The sequence below is a fragment of the Parabacteroides sp. PF5-6 genome (assembly GCF_029504695.1).
Classification (GTDB): domain Bacteria; phylum Bacteroidota; class Bacteroidia; order Bacteroidales; family Tannerellaceae; genus QVMG01.
The window spans coordinates 485,681-504,479 of sequence record NZ_JAQFIN010000002.1; the positions used below are offsets into that span (position 1 = coordinate 485,681).

The 18,799-nt window shown below is 43.5% G+C and carries 17 protein-coding genes; 2 read left to right on the plus strand and 15 right to left on the minus strand.

The features are described 5' to 3' along the window. Positions 1–16 precede the first annotated feature (16 nt). The 8 genes from mobV to M2133_RS04145 form a co-directional block, all read right to left on the minus strand. On the minus strand, positions 17–1,477 hold the full coding sequence (gene mobV, locus M2133_RS04110; protein ID WP_277464698.1) for a MobV family relaxase: 1,461 nt from the start codon (positions 1,475–1,477) through the stop codon (positions 17–19). 257 nt (positions 1,478–1,734) lie between these two features. Next, positions 1,735–2,616, minus strand: a complete 882-nt coding sequence (locus M2133_RS04115) for a toprim domain-containing protein (protein ID WP_277464699.1) — start codon at positions 2,614–2,616, stop codon at positions 1,735–1,737. Positions 2,617–2,818: 202 nt separating this feature from the next. Further along, entirely contained in the window at positions 2,819–4,021 is a 1,203-nt protein-coding gene (locus M2133_RS04120) for a primase-helicase family protein (RefSeq protein WP_277464700.1), read from the minus strand. A gap of 11 nt (positions 4,022–4,032) precedes the next feature. Continuing rightward, positions 4,033–4,374, minus strand: coding sequence for a DNA-binding protein (locus M2133_RS04125; protein WP_277464701.1), 342 nt, complete (start codon positions 4,372–4,374; stop codon positions 4,033–4,035). Positions 4,375–4,612: 238 nt separating this feature from the next. Continuing rightward, entirely contained in the window at positions 4,613–5,014 is a 402-nt protein-coding gene (locus M2133_RS04130; RefSeq protein WP_277464702.1) for a hypothetical protein, read from the minus strand. 6 nt (positions 5,015–5,020) lie between these two features. Then, entirely contained in the window at positions 5,021–6,577 is a 1,557-nt protein-coding gene (locus M2133_RS04135; protein ID WP_277464703.1) for an ATP-binding protein, read from the minus strand. 44 nt (positions 6,578–6,621) lie between these two features. Then, positions 6,622–7,224, minus strand: a complete 603-nt coding sequence (locus tag M2133_RS04140; RefSeq protein WP_277464704.1) for a hypothetical protein — start codon at positions 7,222–7,224, stop codon at positions 6,622–6,624. A gap of 35 nt (positions 7,225–7,259) precedes the next feature. Beyond that, positions 7,260–8,492, minus strand: a complete 1,233-nt coding sequence (locus tag M2133_RS04145; RefSeq protein WP_277464705.1) for a site-specific integrase — start codon at positions 8,490–8,492, stop codon at positions 7,260–7,262. Positions 8,493–8,893: 401 nt separating this feature from the next. On the opposite strand from M2133_RS04145, the gene M2133_RS04150 reads away from it, so the two are divergent. Together M2133_RS04150 and M2133_RS04155 are read left to right on the plus strand one after the other, a co-directional pair. Beyond that, positions 8,894–9,856 (plus strand): sugar phosphate isomerase/epimerase, encoded by a 963-nt coding sequence (locus M2133_RS04150; RefSeq protein WP_277464706.1) that lies wholly within the window; start codon positions 8,894–8,896, stop codon positions 9,854–9,856. 23 nt (positions 9,857–9,879) lie between these two features. Beyond that, positions 9,880–12,234 (plus strand): FtsX-like permease family protein, encoded by a 2,355-nt coding sequence (locus M2133_RS04155; RefSeq protein ID WP_277464707.1) that lies wholly within the window; start codon positions 9,880–9,882, stop codon positions 12,232–12,234. Positions 12,235–12,250: 16 nt separating this feature from the next. Here the strand turns inward: M2133_RS04155 and M2133_RS04160 are convergent, their stop codons facing one another. The 7 genes from M2133_RS04160 to M2133_RS04190 form a co-directional block, all read right to left on the minus strand. Beyond that, entirely contained in the window at positions 12,251–12,658 is a 408-nt protein-coding gene (locus M2133_RS04160) for a pilus assembly protein HicB (protein ID WP_277464708.1), read from the minus strand. A gap of 64 nt (positions 12,659–12,722) precedes the next feature. Beyond that, positions 12,723–12,905, minus strand: coding sequence for a type II toxin-antitoxin system HicA family toxin (locus tag M2133_RS04165; RefSeq protein ID WP_277464709.1), 183 nt, complete (start codon positions 12,903–12,905; stop codon positions 12,723–12,725). 368 nt (positions 12,906–13,273) lie between these two features. After that, positions 13,274–13,813, minus strand: a complete 540-nt coding sequence (locus M2133_RS04170) for a helix-turn-helix domain-containing protein (protein ID WP_277464710.1) — start codon at positions 13,811–13,813, stop codon at positions 13,274–13,276. 10 nt (positions 13,814–13,823) lie between these two features. Beyond that, positions 13,824–14,009: a DUF2892 domain-containing protein gene (locus M2133_RS04175; protein WP_277464711.1), complete on the minus strand. Its 186-nt coding sequence runs from the start codon at positions 14,007–14,009 to the stop codon at positions 13,824–13,826. Positions 14,010–14,011: 2 nt separating this feature from the next. Next, positions 14,012–14,323 (minus strand): hypothetical protein, encoded by a 312-nt coding sequence (locus tag M2133_RS04180; RefSeq protein ID WP_277464712.1) that lies wholly within the window; start codon positions 14,321–14,323, stop codon positions 14,012–14,014. Position 14,324: 1 nt separating this feature from the next. Continuing rightward, positions 14,325–17,537 carry an efflux RND transporter permease subunit gene (locus M2133_RS04185; protein WP_277464713.1) on the minus strand — a complete coding sequence of 1,071 codons (3,213 nt, stop codon included), beginning with the start codon at positions 17,535–17,537 and terminating at the stop codon, positions 14,325–14,327. A gap of 9 nt (positions 17,538–17,546) precedes the next feature. Then, positions 17,547–18,629 carry an efflux RND transporter periplasmic adaptor subunit gene (locus M2133_RS04190; protein WP_277464714.1) on the minus strand — a complete coding sequence of 361 codons (1,083 nt, stop codon included), beginning with the start codon at positions 18,627–18,629 and terminating at the stop codon, positions 17,547–17,549. Positions 18,630–18,799: the final 170 nt, after the last annotated feature.

Sequence of the window (18,799 nt, forward strand, 5' to 3'; positions counted from 1 at the left end):
TGTACAATACGCAGATTCATATCCCCAAACCCTTACTTCTTCCTACCTCTGGCCTCTGCTTGGGTTTTATTCCCAACGCCTCCCTAAACTCATCGTACTTCTGTCTGAACCATTGGGTAAGACTGACTCCATTAAGAAGTAACCGAAATCCAGTTGGTTTTTCTGTGCCCCTATCAAACCTAACTTCTGCATCAGTGGCTGTGAATCGTTGATTGTGTTCACTGGAATATAGTTCGCCGGAGAACTGGACTAGTCTCATATTAATCAGATCTTTCGCCTGAGCGTTTGAGAAACCTATCTTTTGGCAATACTCTCCCCATTTAATAAGCGTAGGTGTATCAGGTAGCCAGTCATGAATTTTGTGTATTTCCGCTTTTAATCGCATTGTTTCCTGTTGCCGTTCGCTTCGTTCCCTACTGATTGTTTGGGTAAGACCTTCAATATCTTGCTGTAATTCATACTTTTCCTGTTTCAGGCTCTCAATCTCCTGTTGTTGCCGTTTTACCTTGGAAGTACCGACAAGCGAGCCTATGCCCTCAATGATATTAGAACCAACATCGGCAGCTTTATTCTTAAACTCCTCGGTTTTAAGTTGCCCTTTTACTTGATCGAGGCTCTCTTCTGTCTTTTTCAGTTCGGACTCTTTCTGCTGTTTTTGTTCCTCTGCTTGAATGGATTTCAGTTTGGCTTCCTGTTCCTTTTGTTTGAGTTCCTCAATGCGTTGCCGCTTGGCTTCTTCTACCGCCAAGAGCTGTTTTATATTTATCTGCAAGTTATTACTCTCTATCGTTTGGTTACGATAGTGCTCCGTTAGAGTTATATGTCGGGCATCCGAACCTTTTACACCTCGCTCTAATCCATATTTTACCATAGCTTCGGCATATGTATCTTGATATTCTATCAACTTCTCTCTTGCCATAACATCGTCAACACATAAGCGTGGTCTGTTTGGGTCTTTCTTCTTGTACGTGCGCTTTGGCTTTTGCTCTTCATTAGGTTTCAGTGCTTGATTATCCTCTTGTTGCTTCTTTCTTGGCTTTTTCTGCCTTCGCTCACCTGTTACTATTGGAACGATGGAGGCGTGAATGTGTGGCGTGGTTTCGTCCATGTGTAAAGTGGCGGCAACCAGATTATCTTCTCCGAACGCTTTCTTCAGATAGTCCATATTATCCCGACACCAGTCATCTAATTTGCCCTCGCCCTCAATCCGTTTCATATCTTCGGGACTGCCGGAGATCATAACACGGATTACTTTTACCTGATTCTTGCCTATCTGACGTTTCAGCCCTGCAGTGTCCAATCTATGTTGAATAGCTTCCGTGCGGTCTTTTACTCCATCGGGAAACTCAACGAGTTCTTTATTCAAATGTATCCGCTTAGGATCTACATTTGGATGTATTACTTTTCGCTCGATATGGTCTGTCATGGCAGACTCATTTCCGGGCGACTTATCTAAATGGAAAACAACATATCCCATGATAATGTCAATTAAATTGTTTGAAATTTAGTTTGTGGGAATCACTCCTGCCGATAGAATAATTCCGGCAGAGAGATAATTCGCACATTGAATAGTCGCTAAAAGCGACTGCGGTCGAGAGACCGCTAAGGGAGATTCCAAAGGGGGAAAACCTTTGGCTTATTCGGGAATTTTTAGTGATAGTGCAACGATAGCGTAAGAAAATTCCCTAATAAGCTATGGCTTTTTTGAAAAGCCCTTGGGGTAGCTGCGGCAGATTACATTTTTCGACCTCTGCCTGGCTTCTTTATTACGGCTTGCTTCGGAACGGAACGATTGCATAAATAGTCGTTCAGGTCTTTGTGTTCTGCATAGTGCGCAGACTGGTCGATGACCTCTTTGCAAACCGAGCGTAAAGTCTGAACAGCTCGCTTTCCGGCTTCATCGTTATCAAGGAATAGGGCTACGGATTTGTAGTCGGCAAGTGTGTTTCGCACTTTCGGTAGGTTCGCCAACGAGTTCAAAACGATAACATCTGTCGGTGAACGTTGCCCGTTCTTTATTGTCAGGAATGAGAGGTAATCCATAAAACCCTCGAATAGTTGGCAACTGCTTTGCCCGAATATATGTGAAGTAATATCTTTAGAGGTACACCCCTTGAAGTATTTACTCCTTAGTTCATATCCTCCGGTATCGTTCTTAAAGCCGATAGCAAAATAAGGCTTATCGTTTACCGAATAATAAACCTCCTCACAATTTACCTTTGCAATGTCGATAGAGATTCTTCTCTCTTTCAAGTATTCTAGTAAAGCTGGATTAGCCAATGGCTGCATCTTACGAATAACTATCTCTGATTCTCGTTTTTCCGGCATAGAAATATCTTTTCTATGAAAAGAAAAAGAACCCTCTTCAAGTCTTTGGGCAGCTTCTGCAAAAGAACAACCCTCTAAACGTGATACCAGGTTAACTATATTTCCACCAAGACTAAGCCCGTGATCAAACCATAGGTTCTTTACATAGTTCACACTTAGGCTTGCCGTTGTCTCTTTTCTAAAAGGAGACAGAAACATCCCTTTCTGATCATTCTCTCTTACGGGGTTAAGTCCCATCCGTATAAGATACTCCCGTATACTTATACCCATTATATCGTTACTTACCATAATTAAAATTTGTTGTTGTTTTGTGGTGAAATAGAAATAAATAGCTGTTGTATAGATTCTTACTCGCCCAACAAATTCACAACAAACCAAAATGCCGTTGCAGGCTGTTCACAACAACGATTATTTTGTTGTGCGTTTGTTGTGTTGTTGTTGGAATAGTATACTCTTTGATTATCATTGACTTAAATAATAAGACAACACATTACAACAGAATTTCATCAATAAGTCCTCGCTTTACCTCCAAGTACCTTCCTTTTCTTTTCATAGGAATGAGATTTCCTTCTATTCCTATGTAATAGAAAGTATAATCACTGTTTTTATCAGATCGAAGTCCCCAGCCATCCTTAAGGATGTTTCGTATTTGAGTTATGTCAGCTTTAAGACCGGCATCACGAATAGTATCCATAAAGTCTTTAGGACAACAAAACATCTTGTCCTCTCCAAGCTTATCCATTACATCCGAGCAATAAGCGGCTATCTCTGCTTCAATCTTATTGGTATTATATTTCTTGATTTTGAGAAGAGCCGATGTTTCCAATAGAGCAGGATTAAACCACATACGGGATTCATTCTTTGTGGATAGCTCCCTATTTAGTAAAAAGTGAAGAAAATGAGAAATCTCCTTCATCATATAGCTTCTTAAGTAGATATTATCCTTTTCTATCGGATTAATCTTGCGTACCCAGAACCTTACCTCTTCCTTTGGAATAATAATCGGATTTTTCTCATTGTTAGAGCAAAGGACAAATTTGGCAAAGAACTCTATCTCTTTCCGGTCTTTCCCTTTGGCTTCTATCTTATAATCCCCTGCTGTTGATAGGTTCTTTATCTTTTCAGTGTCTTCCATCTTATTCAATAGAAGTTCATCCACCAAGACTAATAACCTGTGTGCCCAGTCTGCGTTAAACTGGCTACGGAAATCTTCATTTGAATTAAAAGTGGCATTCTTTCCGAATATCATCTTTAAGAAACGAAGGAATGTCGTTTTGCCGGTATTCCGTTCGTTGGATACCAATAACAGAATAGGAAGCATTTGGGTGGGTCTCATGTAGAGGATCTGTAGATAATCCAAACCAAGCTCCAGTTGTTCTCCGAAAATATGTGTTAGGAATGAGCGTATATACGGAAAGTCTCCTTCAGTTGGAACATGATTAATTGGTTCATACTGGTTCAGATATTTCCCATGTACCTGTTTATAGTCAATATGGTCAGGAATAATACAGAAGCCATCATACTTATCTATCTCCGGTAGGTTGTTCTTGCCATAGTCCTGCCGAAGTGTTTCATAACTCCATGGAATCTTTTCCTCGATATAATCGCCACTGATAAGAGGTCGATGTACGGTTTTATACAGCGTGGTACCAACCCGTAGAAACTTCTCCGCTGTGTTTTCTTTTTCTTTCATAGTTCAATCTCCTATCTTTTACGTTTGGCACTCTTGGCAAGTGTAAGATTGACCGATGCTATATGCTCCTGATGAGACTTGGTTTGACCATCTGCCCACAGGATGAGTTCTTTCCTTGAAAAAACGAGCTTGTTACCATACTTACGAAAAGGCATAGAACCGGTAGATGTAAGTTTGTAGATTTTTGCTTTGGAAGTAGGATATCCATACTCTTCAAGCACTTGGATAGCAGTATCCAATGTTATTGTATCGGGAATCTCTTTTGGGGTAGATAGCAGCGGAAAAGCCTTGGATACCTCTTCGCTAATGATCGCCCGAAGTTCCTCGGACGTGGTTAGAATAATGTTTGTCATAACTATGCTATTTATAAATGAATAACTAGCTGTCGTCACAGCGTTAATTATCAATTGATAGCACAAAGTAAAAACAGATATAAATAGTGATAAAATGAGGAATAGCTTTACACAGGGTAGACAAACACTACAATTTCGATGCAAAATGCTACAACTCCAGAAGAGAGATGATATCGCTTTACATCGGTTGTCTGCGGTTGTCTTACCGATGTAAAGTCAAAAGGAAAAAGGTGATTTTTTATTGTTTTTGTTTGCGAAGCTGCTCGATTACTTCGTCTAGATCGAAGCTGGTAACCTTTATACTCGGCATAACATACTGAGAGATAAAGCCTTTTTCTAACCATTGATCTACGGTTGGACGTGAAACCTTCATCATCTTTGCTAAAAGGTATTTGGAAATAATCGGCTTACCGTTGAAGTGTTCTATGAATTGCTTGTTAGCTGCATAGTAGTGTTGAAGGTTGGAGATAGCTTTGTCAACATCCAGTATGTAAGGTTGGTATTTCTTGGTTATAGTGATCTCGATAGAGTCCATGTCATAGTCTGCTGCCAGCTCCGGGTTTTTGGACAATTCTACTATAAGTTGCCCAAAGATAGCAGTATCCTTTGCTTTTATGGTTATTTTCTTGCGGCGGGGCATATTCTATTATTTCTTAGCTTCATCTGTTAGATGATAACCACCGGTGCGAGGTCTTCCTCTAAACTCTATAATCCCTTTTTTGCGCAATAATTGAAGATAACGCTCTGTTGTACGCAGACTTTTTTCTATTCGCACAGCTATTTCGCCAGCATTTAAGCCGGAAACATTTAGTAGAATACTTACTATATCTTTAACACCGCCATCAACACCGCCATCAACACCGCCAGTAATTATATTTATTATTTTATTCAACTGTTTATCAGACGATTCAACACCGCCATTTGCACCGTCATCAACACCGTCATTCTTAACAAAAGCTGGGTGCATCGGAAGCGTAGTAATAAAATAGCTGTAATTTTCATCTGTTTCAAAGCGAGGTTCAGGAGAACCGTTTTTCATCATTTCCTTACGGATAATAGGGATGCCCGTTCCTCGACCTTCCGTCATATCCAGTTCTTTCAGGAAGTCGCCTATCCTACGATTTCGATACCTACGATTGTGAATAACCCCACTACGAATTTCATCCATCTTTACACTCCGATCGGGGCCACCTTGATTAATAATCTCAATGCAATCTGGTAGTATCCGTATTTCTACCGGCTCTCTTACCTCCCAATTTCTATGGTAAAGACTATTCACAATGCTCTCTTCTAACGCCCGGAACGGATAGTTCCATACGCGCTGCGATTCAGCTCTATCCGGCAACTTGTATATTTGTTCTTTCAGCACCACGCTCCGTAATTGAGCAAGAGCTTGTTGTATTTGAATATAAACAGGACCCGTAATTGCCGGTTTTTCGTAAAATGTAGGATCACCCAGTCCGTTTGGAAACTCAACAATTTCAATTCGGGAATATGGGAAAAACTTTTCAGGGTGGTAGTTAAACATCATCAATGCGATATTTTTCGGATACAACAACTCATCGGGGCCACTTACCAAGTCCATTGCCCTGTAAATATCGATCAAGGGTGTAGTTTCTATTTGCTCCACCAATGTGCTGCCTACATTCAATAGATATTCTCTAACCAGTAAGGGAGAAATATCATCAACACTCGCTTGTGTATTAATACGGTCGTCAAAGGGTGTCCGGTTACTCAGACTTATCAGCTCTTCCCGTTCTTCTTTATTGGGAATGCAAGTGCTGGCATACCTTCGGATATAATATTGTCGTTTCTTTTCTTTCGCTGTTACATCTTCCGGTACTTCATACGGACGGTTCATACCTGCCGGCACCCATATCACAAGAATATTTTTGTCGTCTATAGTCTCTATACTGATTTTTGGAGCATAATATGGACGTATCAGATTATTGTAACCAATCATTTCTTTTTGAATAGCATCCAATTGTTCTGTCGGAATACCTGCAACCGGTCGCTTGGCTCTACCGTTCTCTTCTTCGGCACCAACGATAATATACCCACCTCCGATATTTTCAAAATCATTGGCAAAAGCAGATATCGTCCGATATATTGCTGCCGGATTCCAACCTTTCTTATATTCAATCCGTTCGCTTTCTACTATGCGGCCGGAAATCAGTTTTTCTATATTAACAGGTATTGCCATGTTGTTATTTTATTTCTGAACAAACTTACAAAATGTTCATATACTCAGTTCGTGTTTGTTCTCTTTTTATAGTATTTCTTCGGGAAGTACTTCTTTCCGCACAACCATAAATAGCGGTCAATATCTTTTAACGTATAACCCGTTAAGTCATACTCTTCTCTAAATATTGTAATGGTCTGACAAAAGGTACGATAATCTTTGAGACTATCTCTAAAGCTACTTACTTTACCCCTCTTGCATAGAAAATGAACCAGCATTTGCTCTACATAACTGTCATATATTGGATACAACTCTGGATAATGATGACTACAATATTTCGAAGCAAAAGAATAGTAATTTCGTCCCTTTACTTGAGCGATATCTTTTACGAGGTCAGGATTTCCTTCCTTTAATCGCCCATCAATATCCAATCTCTCAATATGTTTAGCTATATCATATGGTTTGAAAATATGAGTACTGTAAAATGTATTTAGTGTACAAACCTTTGTGAGGATATCATCTATATCTTTGTTCTCAGGATATGTTTGATGAAATAACTTCTTTAAGCTTTTTTCTTGAGCCCCATAGTCTGGTAGTTCATTCCATTCCGATATATAAGAATCTACAACTTCCTTGGAAGGATAAGGAATCTCCTCTTTCGTTTTCATATTTATACTTTACGTTTCAGATACATATCAATGTTCTATTCTCCAAAGTTAGTCAACAACTTCGAGTTCTTCTCCCTTTCTTCTTTTTCGAAGGAAGCCAGATAGTTTTCTGTTGTTTTTAGGTCATTATGCCCTAAACTTTCAGATATATAGGCAATATTAGCACCGGAACGTTTCAGAACAGTCGCATAGGAATGTCTTGCTGAATAGGTACTTAAACCGTCTATGCCTAATGCTGTACCAATCTTCTTTAGTCGTTTATTACATAGCTTAGTAACCGCTTTTACTACATCTTTCTCCTCAAAAGGTGTTTCATCTCCTTTAAGATATCCAAAAATATAATCATCCTGCTTTCTGGACTTATTACCCCATTTCTTAATAATAGCCTCCATTTCAGGGGTTACAATAGCACACACTTCCTTTTTCACCTTAGATGTTCGGGCAGTTTTCGCACGTAAAAAATAAATCTCCCCATTTCGGATGTTAGAGTATTTAAGCATCAGCATATCAGCAAAGTTTATACCATTACACAGATAAGAGAAAAACCACATATCTCGGTACTTTTCTGTCGCTTCTGTTCCATCAGAGTAGGTAATTATCGCTTTTATCTGCTGTAAGGAAAGAGCCAACTTACGCCCCTGACCCGTTGGTATCTCATATTTTCCATGTCCGAATGGATACTGATTTTCTTTAATAACCCCGATTCTCTTTGCTTCATTGATAATACAACGTATTGCCCGGCAATACATCCCAATAGTTGTATATGCTCTGCCCGCATTTAGCAAATACTTTTCATATCGTTTCAACCAGTCTACTGTAACAGCAGTAAAAGGAATATTCTCCCCCGCAAAATACTCGACACTTTTTAATGCATCCTGATAGAAGAGATGAGTTCCAACTTGTTCATTATCCAACAATGCTTGTATTTTGACTTTGAAGCCAGAATTTAAGGTATCAGAAGTCGTTCTGCTTAAGCGACTATTCAATGTATCAAAGGAGAACCCATCTTCATGCAGTAGCCCTTGAACTGTATCCTTAACTATATCAAATGTGTTCTGTATATCCAAGCGTATGGACAGCATTTTCTTATTTTTGGTATCAGGCAATCTCTCCCAGTCTTCAGTGGTCATATACTTACCTGTTGAGTAATATTTACGCACACGCTGATAGGTGACACGTATTTTGATAGGATACAAATTATCCTTAGTTGCTCTCCGATTATCGAAAAAGGAAGAAACCGTCACCCCATTGTTTGAATAGTTGAACATAAGCGCTATATTTGATCTGTTTCTCTCCGTGTGCAAACCGAATATTTGCACACAATTTGCACACAAATATAGCAATTATTTCAAAACACAAGTTTTTAGATAAAGTTTATTTGTTATTTACCTTACTCTATCACAACAAATTAGAAAACAAATGAATATATATAGAAATCAAAGAAAACTATTTTCTTAATACTCATAATCAGGGAGTCCCTGGTTCAAGCCCAGGTGGGACCACATTAAAAATAAAGCAGTTACCGACGAGGTGGCTGCTTTTTTTATTTTAGCATGACGTAAACGTGACGTGGCGGTGCTTTTGGTTTTGGGATCATCCGGTTTTGGCGATTATAATTCCAGAAACAAGTTGTATATTGCGAAATATTAATAATCTAATACCCATCATTATGAACAGCAGACGTAATTTCTTGAAGAAAGCATCCGTACTTACTCTCGGTGGAATGCTCGCAAGTGAATCCAGTAGCGTATTGGCCAGTCCGGTTAATCCTTTAGTGGCAAACAATAAAACATTAGGTTTACAGATATATTCTGTTGAAAAGGAAATGTATGATGATCTGCCTAAACGTTTTGCGCAGCTAAAGGAAATGGGCTATGTCAATTTGGAATTATGCGGATATGACCAGGGCAAAATCAGGTCTGTGGATATGATGGATTTTAAGAAAATGGCTAATGATGCCGGTTTGGTGTTGAAAAGCTCCCATATTGAACCCTATATTGAAGGCCACACCAATCCGTTGTTGTTGGATTATAAACGAGAGATGATGCCTCAAGTAAAGGAATACTGGAAACGGGCGGCCGATGACAATGCTAAATTAGGCGTTAAATACCTGGTTCAAGCGACTATGCCAACCTGTATGTCGCATGAAAGAGCGGCTCTGCTTTGTGAGTTCTTTAATGAGGCAGCCCAAATATGCAAGGATGCCGGCTTGCAATATGCTTACCACAATCATCACATGGAATTCGAACGTTTGCTTCGACCGGAAGATGTGGGTAAGAACAAGAATCCCTGGACTATACCGGGCGATCAGATCATTGATTTATTCATTGCCGGTACTGATCCCAGCTTGGTTGTGTTTGAGTTAGACACGTATTGGACCGTCCGTGGAGGCAGTGATCCTGTTGACTTCTTGAAAAAATACCCGGAACGAATTAAGATTATGCATATTAAAGATACAAGTGTGTTAGGACAGAGCGGCTTCCTTCAGTTTGAGAAGATATTTGACCAGATGTACAAAAATGGGATTCAAGAGTATTTTGTTGAGATGGAGCGTATGCGCGATGGACGCACTCAGTTTGAGGGAATAAAGGATTGCGCAGACTATTTGCAAAAGGCTTCGTTTGTGAGATAAACAAGTAAATACCTTTGACATATATGTTTCTACATTACCTCAAAATTGCATTTCGTAACCTGCGGAAGTATAAGACCCAAAACATCATCAGCATTATCGGGCTGGCGATAGGGTTTGTTTGTTTTGCTTTTTCCGCCTTGTGGATAAGGTATGAGATGAGTTACGATAATTTTCATCAGGATGCCGATCGGATATACGTTGTGCAGCGGGTGCCATTCAAATGGATTAACGGGTCGAATGAGATACGATACTATAATTCTTCGTACCTGTTTGCGGAATGGCTTGAAGAGAATTATCCGGAGGTGGAAGAGGGCTGCGCCTTTCGGATTTCCAAAGTGATTATGAGTACGACGAAAGACTTACCCATCCTGCATCTTGATCATGCGGTGAATCAATTTTTTAATCTGAATTTGCCGGAGTCCTTTTTTCTGCTCCCCCAAGAGGGCCGGCCTATGGCTGTATTGCCTGAACTGGAACATGAAGGAACGGAAGAGATGGTCAAACAGCATACGGGTTGGGAAGTGGAACTTATGCCCATCCTGCACCATTGGCCGGCCAATACGAATATTCGGTTTCAGGCGGCTATCCCGATACATCATGCCACTCCGGAACAATACCTGAAGAATTGGAATATCCCCAATTGCGAAGTCTATATTCGCCTTAAAGAAGGAGCGGATATACGGGTGCTTCAGGATAAATTGGATAAGGTGACCTTGCCCGAATCGTCGGTGCCGACCTCGTATCTATTGACGTCCTTGACCGGTTTCCGGTATATGAATCAGTCGAAGAATAAATTTGCCAGTGTCACCGCCGGATATGTAGAAGCCGATATCAAATTCACCTATATACAGATCTTTGCCGTAGCCGGATTGTTGGTGATTCTGTGTTCACTGTTCAACCATCTGACCCTCTATGTCACCCGTGTACGGATGCGGCTACGCGAATTGGCATTGCATAAGGTAAATGGCGCGTCCAACTGGCAAATCGGCGAAACACTGTATATCGATTTCCTTTTGACGATCGTATTGTCGCTCGTTGTCGGTTTCCTATTGATGGCCTGTCTATTGCCTACTTTCAAAGCTTATGCCGATATCGGACATACGAATGTCAGTATTTATTCTGAAATGGCGATCTATGCCGGTCTATTGATCATCGCCGGCTTTATTGCCGGTAGTATCCCCGTGTTGTATTTCCGCAAACAAGCATTGAACGATAATATCAAAGGCATGGGCAGTCCGGGATCGCGCAACCTGTTCCGGAAGAGCAGCCTGTGGTTGCAACTGGCGATCAGCCTGGGTATGATGTTTTGTGCCGCGGTCTTTATCAAACAGATGCACCACCTGCACCATACCGATATGGGCGTCAACCGCCAGAACGTTGTCCGTTTGTTTTCGCAGGTGCGCTGTTGCCGGTTGATGCCGTCGCATATCGACCAGTTCAAGCAAATCCCCGGAATCATTGATGCCATCCCGACCACTGAAGCTTTTTTCAGGGTCTTGATGATCCCCACCCAAAATGTGTCGCTGCCTAAAGATGGCGAAGATGTCATCTTCAACTATTCCCAGATCGATGCGGAAGATCAGTTTTTTGATTTCTTTGGCATACATATTATTGAAGGTAGAGGTTTCCATCCGGGTGAAACCGCCAACCCCAACCCTTCGACCTATGATCCTTTCCGTGGCCGTCCGGTGGTATTCAATGAGACCGCGGTGCGGGAATTTGGTGAGGCTGCGAAATACATGAACGTCGTAGGGGTGGCAAAAGATTTCTTGATTATGCCGACGCTCAAAATGAAACCGGTCATCATCGTTGCTCCTCCCGATCCCGGCATTTTCTATTCGTTCTACTACAAATACGAAGACGGCCAACGGGAACAAACCCAACAGGCCATTACCGAATGGCTGCATAAGGAGTTTCCCGGCAATGGCGAGTTTGAGATTGGCTTCCACTATATGGAAGACTATTTTGAAGATGCCTTAAAGTCTGAGCGGGCACTGCTTTCGCTTTTGTCTGTGATGTCGATTGTCTGTATCCTGATTGCCATTTTCGGAGTGTATTCATTGACGAGCCTGACGTGCGAACAACGCCGCAGGGAGATCGCCATCCGGAAAGTCAACGGTGCGGAAGTGGTTGATATCATGAATATCTTCTTCAAGGAATACCTTCAATTGCTTGGCATGGCGGCACTTATTGCTTTCCCCGCGGGATATCTGATCATGAAGCGCTGGCTGGAAAGCTATGCCAAACAGACTTCGATGGATGCGTGGCTGTATGTCTTGATCATCCTGATTGTGTTTGTGGTCACCGTATTGTCCATTGTCTCTATGGTCTGGCGGACCGCCAGCCAAAACCCGGGCGACGTGGTGAAAAACGAGTGAGGTTGATTTGAGTTGTTTATAAGGATGCAGCACTTAATTCTGCGCCCAGTTTCTTTATGGCTTGCAATATTTTAGTTGTTGTCTTTTCGTTAGCAAAAGCAACACCGCTCTTATATTGCCTCATCTTAGATTCGTTCACGCCGGCATAGATGGCAAACTTGCTGACATTGATCCAATCAAAGTAGTTGAAGAATGATTCTATATCATACTTAAACTCTACTTTGAGATCGGCGAACACTTCCGGAATAAACCCTTTTTCCTGTTGGATCATGTCCTTTGCCTCATTGATGCTCTGTAAAAAATCTTTCTTAGCATCTTCTACGCTTTCGCCGAATCCACCAAATCCATGATCTTCTATTTCTGCATCAGTATAGACAGAATAAAGACCATCATTCCCCTTTTCTACGATTGCTAATACTTTCATCTCCCAACATTAAATGTATAACTAAAAATTCTTATCCATAAGAAAACGAATCAAAGAAAGGGTATTAAATTCCCGCTCTTCTTTTAATGCTCTTTAGCGTGCCGTTAGGAATTTCTTGACTGTCATGTCTGGGAACTTGAAACTTTTTTCCCGTTATCGGAGAATACCAGTGATCATGATTACCGCCATGACTATAAAAATAACACCCCTCGGCTCTTAGTATCCTTTTCAATTCAGATGTTTTCATGTCTCAAAGGACTTATAGGCAACACAAAGGTAGCATTATCGTTACTTTAATCCAAACAAAACGGTAACATTTTTGCTACTTTAACGTTTTTGTAAGGTTATTCTGCAACTGATTAAAAAGAGAGCAGGCTTGATTATGAATACAAGCCAGACCCTAAAAGTGCCGATAATTATCAGCACAAGTGTCGATAGTTATCAGCACAAGTGCCGATAATTATCAGCACAAGTGTCGACAGTTATCGGCACAAGTGTCGACAATTATCAGCACTTTCAAAATCCGGCACAAAGAATGAAAATACTCCCGCAAATCCGGCCATATAGTCCTCCGCTTACGGGCGGGGGAAGGGCGCTGCGATCGCGTGGCGGGGATTAGTTGGGAGGGAGTGTGTTCATTGCAAATCTCTTGGGCGTTATTCCTGTGTTTTTCTTGAAGAATTTGCCGAAGGCGGACTGATCGGCAAATCCGACGTTGAAGCCGACCTCCTGGATGCTCAGGTTGGTGTGGATGAGGAGCGCTTTGGCTTCTAACAACACGAATTCTGCGATCCAGGCGCTTGCCGTTTTGCCACTGACGTCTTTTACCACTTTGGAGAGGTATTGGGAGGTGACAAACAGTTTGTCGGCATAAAAGCGGATACTGTGTTCGGTGGAGCAATGCTTCCGCAAGATATTGATGAACTTGTCGAATAACTCTTCCGGCCTTGATTTGCGGTGATTCTTTGTCTGTTTGTACTTGGAAAGAATCAGATTCTCCAGATAATTTGGTCCTTGCTTGAAGAATTCAAATATCTCTTCCTGAGATAAATTATTCTGGATAGAGGAATACAAATAATGACAGAACACACAGAAATCCGTATTATTCATATCCGGCTCATGGGCCTGAGGAATGGCTAACCGATTTATTTCCATGTCTTATTGCTTATTTGATATTCATTTTATCGAGTATCATCTCCAACGGGCAAAAGCCGGTGAATGACGATTGAATGAGATTCACGCCGACAAAGGCGGGCAACAACAGCCAACCGATGGCTACAAAATAAGCCAGGGAAATACCTGCCAGCACCATCGTGCCGGCAACTATACGGATAATATATTCACGTTTCATCGTTAGAATAATTTAGAGAAGTTTTCAACATCAAGAATAAAGGCGTGTACCGGGAAGGGGTTCTCCGTTTCCAGATTGCAGGTATCGATCTCCGCCACGGCTTTGTCGGCAATCTCTTTTTCAAGGAAGCTGAAAAGCAGGATGGAGTTGGTTTTTGCACTCGTGGAATCGGCAGCGAACCAGCCCGGATTTTCCTTTTTCTGTTTATAACCTACGATGTCGGTTACGCTAAAGCGCTTCACGCCGGCATCCTGGAGCAGGCGGGCTACCTGCTCCTGATATTCTTGGATACTTAATACAATCAGTAGTTTCATATTAGTTCACTTTTTTCTTTAGCATTTTGAAATACAATAAGGGGACGACAATCAGCGTCAGGATGGTCGACGTGATCGTTCCACCCAACAGGGAGATCGCCAAGCCTTGGAAGATGGGATCGAACAGCATCACGATCGCGCCCAACACCACTCCACCGGCGGTGAGTATGATAGGGGTCGTACGTACGGCTCCCGCTTCGATCACCGCCTGTTTCAACGGAACACCGTCTTTGAGGCGGATATCGATAAAGTCGATCAACAACACGGAGTTACGCACCATAATTCCGGCCAGGGCGATAAAGCCAATCATCGAAGGGGCACTGAAATAAGCGCCGAACGCCCAGTGTCCGAGAATAATCCCGATCAACGAAAGCGGTATGGCGGCCAACTGTACCAACGGCGTGATAAAGTTCTGGAACCAACCGACAATCAAGGTGTAGATAATGATTAATACCAACATAAACGCCAAACCCAGGTCGCGGAATACTTCGTAGGTGATCTGCCATTCGCCATCCCATTTCAAGGCGAAATGGTCTTCGTATCTCGGTTGCTCGCTGTATTCTTCCGATAAGGTATATCCTTCGGGCAGTTTTACCTCGAACAATCTGTCTGATACCGTAGTGATCGGATAGATCGGACTTTCAAGGTCGCCGGCCACTTCGGTCAAAACAAATACTACGCGTTTCTGGTCTTTGCGCTGGATACTTTTCGCTTTCTCACCTTGGGTCACCGTCACCAGATCGCTGATCGGCACGGCCATTCCCTGCGGGTTGACCACCTTCAGACTTAATACCTCTTCGAGACTCGCTTTTTCGGTTTCGGGCAATTGCAATACAATGCCTACCTGTTGCACGGAAGCGGGCAGGTGCAAGACGCCTGCCGGCATGCCCGACAACGCGGCGCGCAGGTTCTGAACCACTTGCGCGTTGGGGATGCCCAACCGCATCGCTTTGTCTTTATCCACCTCGAATTTATATTCGATCTGTGTGTCTTCTACCGACCAATCCACATCGGCCACATTGTCGGTCGTCGCCAGAATCTCTTTCACCTGGCGGGCGACGTCGATCTGCTGTTCGTAGTCCGGACCGTAGATCTCGGCAACGATGGTCGACATCACCGGTGGGCCGGGAGGCACTTCGACCACCTTTACGTTGGCGTTGTATTTCTTTGCGATAGCTTGCAGATCGGCACGTACGGAAGAGGCGATATCATGGCTTTGTTCGCTGCGTTCACCTTTGCCAACCAGGTTGACCTGTATATCGGCCACGTTCTCCCCCCGGCGCATATCGTAATGGCGCACCAAACCGTTGAAACTGATCGGGGCCGATGTACCTACATAGGTCTGGTAATTCGTAACCATCGCGTTCCGGCTCAGGTAAACGGCCAGTTCTTTGGTCACGGCAGCCGTGCGTTCCAATGTGGTGCCTTCGGGCATGTCGATGACAACCTGAAACTCGTTTTTATTGTCGAAAGGAAGCATCTTTACGGGCACCGCTTTGGTGTAGAACAAAGAGAAGGTGGCCAACAGGATCACGGTCAGGCCAAGCATAAAGCCCCAGCGGTATTTTCTGTTTTCCAAAAACGGAGTGATCGTCTTGGCGTACAACCGGTACATCTTCGTCTGGCGCAGATCCGACGTTTCTTCTTCGGATTTCTCTTCTTGTTTCTTGCCTTTTTTATCTTTATGGCGAAGGAATAAATAACCGAAATAAGGCGTGAGCGTCAAGGCGATAATCAAGGAGAACGTCATCGCGATGGATGCGCCGATCGGCATCGGACTCATATACGGACCCATCATGCCCGAAACAAATGCCATCGGCAGTACGGCGGCAATCACGGTAAGCGTTGCCAGGATCGTGGGGTTACCCACCTCGTTGATCGCGTACAAGGCCGCTTGCAACGGCGGCAGTTTCTTCATCTTGAAATGCCGGTGCATATTCTCGGCAATCACAATGGAGTCGTCGGTCACAATACCCGTGACGAACACCAAAGCAAACAGCGTAATGCGGTTGAGGGTGTACCCCAGGAAATAATAAGCAAACAACGTCAGGGCAAAGGTGACCGGCACGGAAAGAAAGACGACCAATCCGCCGCGCCAGCCCATCGCCAGCATCACAAAAAGAGTGACGATAACGATCGCGATCGAGAGATGCGACAACAATTCGAATACCTTGTCGGAGGCCGTTTCGCCGTAGTTACGGGTGACTTCCACCTGTATATCGTTGGTGATCACCTCTTTCTTCAGGTGTTCCACTTTCTCGTTCACCACCTTGGCCAGTTGCATGGCATCGGCTCCTTTTTTCTTGGCAATCGACAGGGTTACCGCCGAATAATCATCGGGCATCGCGTCTTTTTTGGCTTTCGCCGCCGCGCCATAACCAAACGAAACATACTGTTTAGGCAGTTCGGGACCATCTTCTACTTCGGCGATCTGGTAGAGGTAGACCGGCTGGTTGTCGTTCGTGCCGACGATCAGACTTCTAACTTCTTCCACGTCGGTAAAGAAACTACCCGTTTGCACGGCGTAGACCTGATCGCTGGTGATGATATTGCCGCTCTGCATCTGCGCGTTGTTCGCTTGCAAGGCTTGGGCAATTGCTCCGAAATCGAGCTTGTTCTGCGCCATTTTATCTTTGTCGAATATCACTTTCAATTCGCGACTTTGTCCACCGACAATATTTACCTGGGCGACATCGGGTATCTTCTTGATCTCGTCGCCTACCACTTCGGCCACTTGCCGCAGGGGATAAGCACCCATCTCTTCGCTCCAGAGCGTATACGCCAGGGCGGGGACATCGTCTATGGCACGCGATTTCACCAGCGGCATAGTCGCTCCTTGCGGCATACGATCCATATTCTTCATGATCTCGTTGTAGAGCTTCACCAACGAACGCTCCACATCTTCGCCGACAAAGAATTGCACGGTCAACATGCCCATATCGTTCATCGAAGTCGAATAGATATGTTCGACGCCTTTGATATTCGATACCACCTTTTCGAGCGGTTGCATAATTCTCGACTCTACCTCCTGCGGCGTGGCACCGGGATAGCCTACCATAATATCCGCCATCGGCACATCGATCTGCGGTTCCTCTTCACGCGGGATCAGATAGATGCTGAAGATTCCCAAGAGCATAAAAGCGATAAAGAGCAGGATACTCAGTTTCGACTGAAGGAATGCCTTGGCTATTTTTCCTGAAATTCCGTTTTCCATTGTTTTCGTTTATTTGGATGTCGATACTTTCACCCCGTTATACAATTTACTCTCCGCACGCAACACCACTTTGTCGTTGGCATTCAAGCCCGAAAGCACTTCGATCTGATTGCCGACCGTCTTACCCAGCCGCACCCAATGCAGGCTGGCTTCATTGCGATCGTTTACCACATACACCCCCGTCAACTGATCGCGGTACACCAATGAATTCGTATCGATCAGGATCTTTGAGGGCGTATCCGTTTTGACTTTATGGGGGATAAATACATTCACATACATACCCGAATGGATATTCGTCTGGTCCTGCGTATCGATCGCCAGTTTCAAAGCGTATTGCCCGCCCGCGCGGTAAGCCGAAGGGCTAAGTTCCGACACCTTCCCGGTCAGGGTGGTTCCCAACGATTTGATTTCTATCCGGGCGGCATCGCCTACTTTTACGTACGGGATGTAACTTTCGGGTACAGAAGCTACGATCTGCCATTCGCCGTTTTGTTCCATCATCAGGATCGGCATGCCCGGATGGGCCATACTGCCTTCGTCCATCATCTTTTGGGTGATCGTTCCCGCAAAGGGCGCGCGGATATCGGTATAGGCCAACATGGCGTTGACTTCATTCATCTGCTGATGCGCCATTTCTACTTTGGCCTGCATGGAGGTATGTTGCAGGGCGACGTTTTCCAGTTCTTTGTCCGATACGCTGTTTTGCGCATGCAGTGTCCGGAAGCGCTCGTAGTCGCGTTCCGCATTTTTAGCCGCTGCTTCGGCTTCGGTGATCATCGCCTGTACCTGTGCCTTTTTCGCCCGGATCTCATCGCTACTGATCGAAACCAATAATTGTCCTGCCGAAACCTTATCGCCCGGTTTGCTGTGTATCTTATGGATAAAGCCCATCATGCGGGTGCTGATGACGGCTGTTTGCCGGGCGGTGATCTCGCCACTGAGGTAGAAGCCGTCGTTGCCCGACTGTGTAGGGGAGTAGGTTTCTACTTTTACGGTCGCCTGCCCTTTCTCTTGCTGTCCATCGGCCGATGAGCAGGAATAAAACAAGGATATTGCGATAATACCTAATACTGCGTTTCTTGAAATTTTCATATCTGTTTATCGTTTTTTTGTTTACTACTTATTATTTTACGCTTCGCTAAGCGATCTTCGATTCTTAATTCTTAATTAGTACTGATGCGTTAAAAATTTGAATTAAATAAATCCAATTGCTCTTTGACATTTTGTTTTGAATTGACTTGAAATTCGGTAAGCAGTTCTCT

Excerpts from the sequence above, each read along its gene's own strand:
- M2133_RS04140 (WP_277464704.1), bottom strand. The coding sequence starts at position 7,224 with ATGAAAACGAAAGAGGAGATTCCTTATCCTTCCAAGGAAGTTGTAGAT.
- M2133_RS04190 (WP_277464714.1), bottom strand. The coding sequence starts at position 18,629 with ATGAAAATTTCAAGAAACGCAGTATTAGGTATTATCGCAATATCCTTG.
- M2133_RS04130 (WP_277464702.1), bottom strand. The coding sequence starts at position 5,014 with ATGCCCCGCCGCAAGAAAATAACCATAAAAGCAAAGGATACTGCTATC.
- M2133_RS04180 (WP_277464712.1), bottom strand. The coding sequence starts at position 14,323 with ATGAAACTACTGATTGTATTAAGTATCCAAGAATATCAGGAGCAGGTA.
- M2133_RS04165 (WP_277464709.1), bottom strand. The coding sequence starts at position 12,905 with ATGAAAACATCTGAATTGAAAAGGATACTAAGAGCCGAGGGGTGTTAT.
- M2133_RS04175 (WP_277464711.1), bottom strand. The coding sequence starts at position 14,009 with ATGAAACGTGAATATATTATCCGTATAGTTGCCGGCACGATGGTGCTG.
- M2133_RS04125 (WP_277464701.1), bottom strand. The coding sequence starts at position 4,374 with ATGACAAACATTATTCTAACCACGTCCGAGGAACTTCGGGCGATCATT.
- M2133_RS04185 (WP_277464713.1), bottom strand. The coding sequence starts at position 17,537 with ATGGAAAACGGAATTTCAGGAAAAATAGCCAAGGCATTCCTTCAGTCG.
- M2133_RS04135 (WP_277464703.1), bottom strand. The coding sequence starts at position 6,577 with ATGGCAATACCTGTTAATATAGAAAAACTGATTTCCGGCCGCATAGTA.
- M2133_RS04145 (WP_277464705.1), bottom strand. The coding sequence starts at position 8,492 with ATGTTCAACTATTCAAACAATGGGGTGACGGTTTCTTCCTTTTTCGAT.
- M2133_RS04120 (WP_277464700.1), bottom strand. The coding sequence starts at position 4,021 with ATGAAAGAAAAAGAAAACACAGCGGAGAAGTTTCTACGGGTTGGTACC.
- M2133_RS04160 (WP_277464708.1), bottom strand. The coding sequence starts at position 12,658 with ATGAAAGTATTAGCAATCGTAGAAAAGGGGAATGATGGTCTTTATTCT.
- M2133_RS04150 (WP_277464706.1), top strand. The coding sequence starts at position 8,894 with ATGAACAGCAGACGTAATTTCTTGAAGAAAGCATCCGTACTTACTCTC.
- mobV (WP_277464698.1), bottom strand. The coding sequence starts at position 1,477 with ATGGGATATGTTGTTTTCCATTTAGATAAGTCGCCCGGAAATGAGTCT.
- M2133_RS04155 (WP_277464707.1), top strand. The coding sequence starts at position 9,880 with ATGTTTCTACATTACCTCAAAATTGCATTTCGTAACCTGCGGAAGTAT.
- M2133_RS04170 (WP_277464710.1), bottom strand. The coding sequence starts at position 13,813 with ATGGAAATAAATCGGTTAGCCATTCCTCAGGCCCATGAGCCGGATATG.
- M2133_RS04115 (WP_277464699.1), bottom strand. The coding sequence starts at position 2,616 with ATGGTAAGTAACGATATAATGGGTATAAGTATACGGGAGTATCTTATA.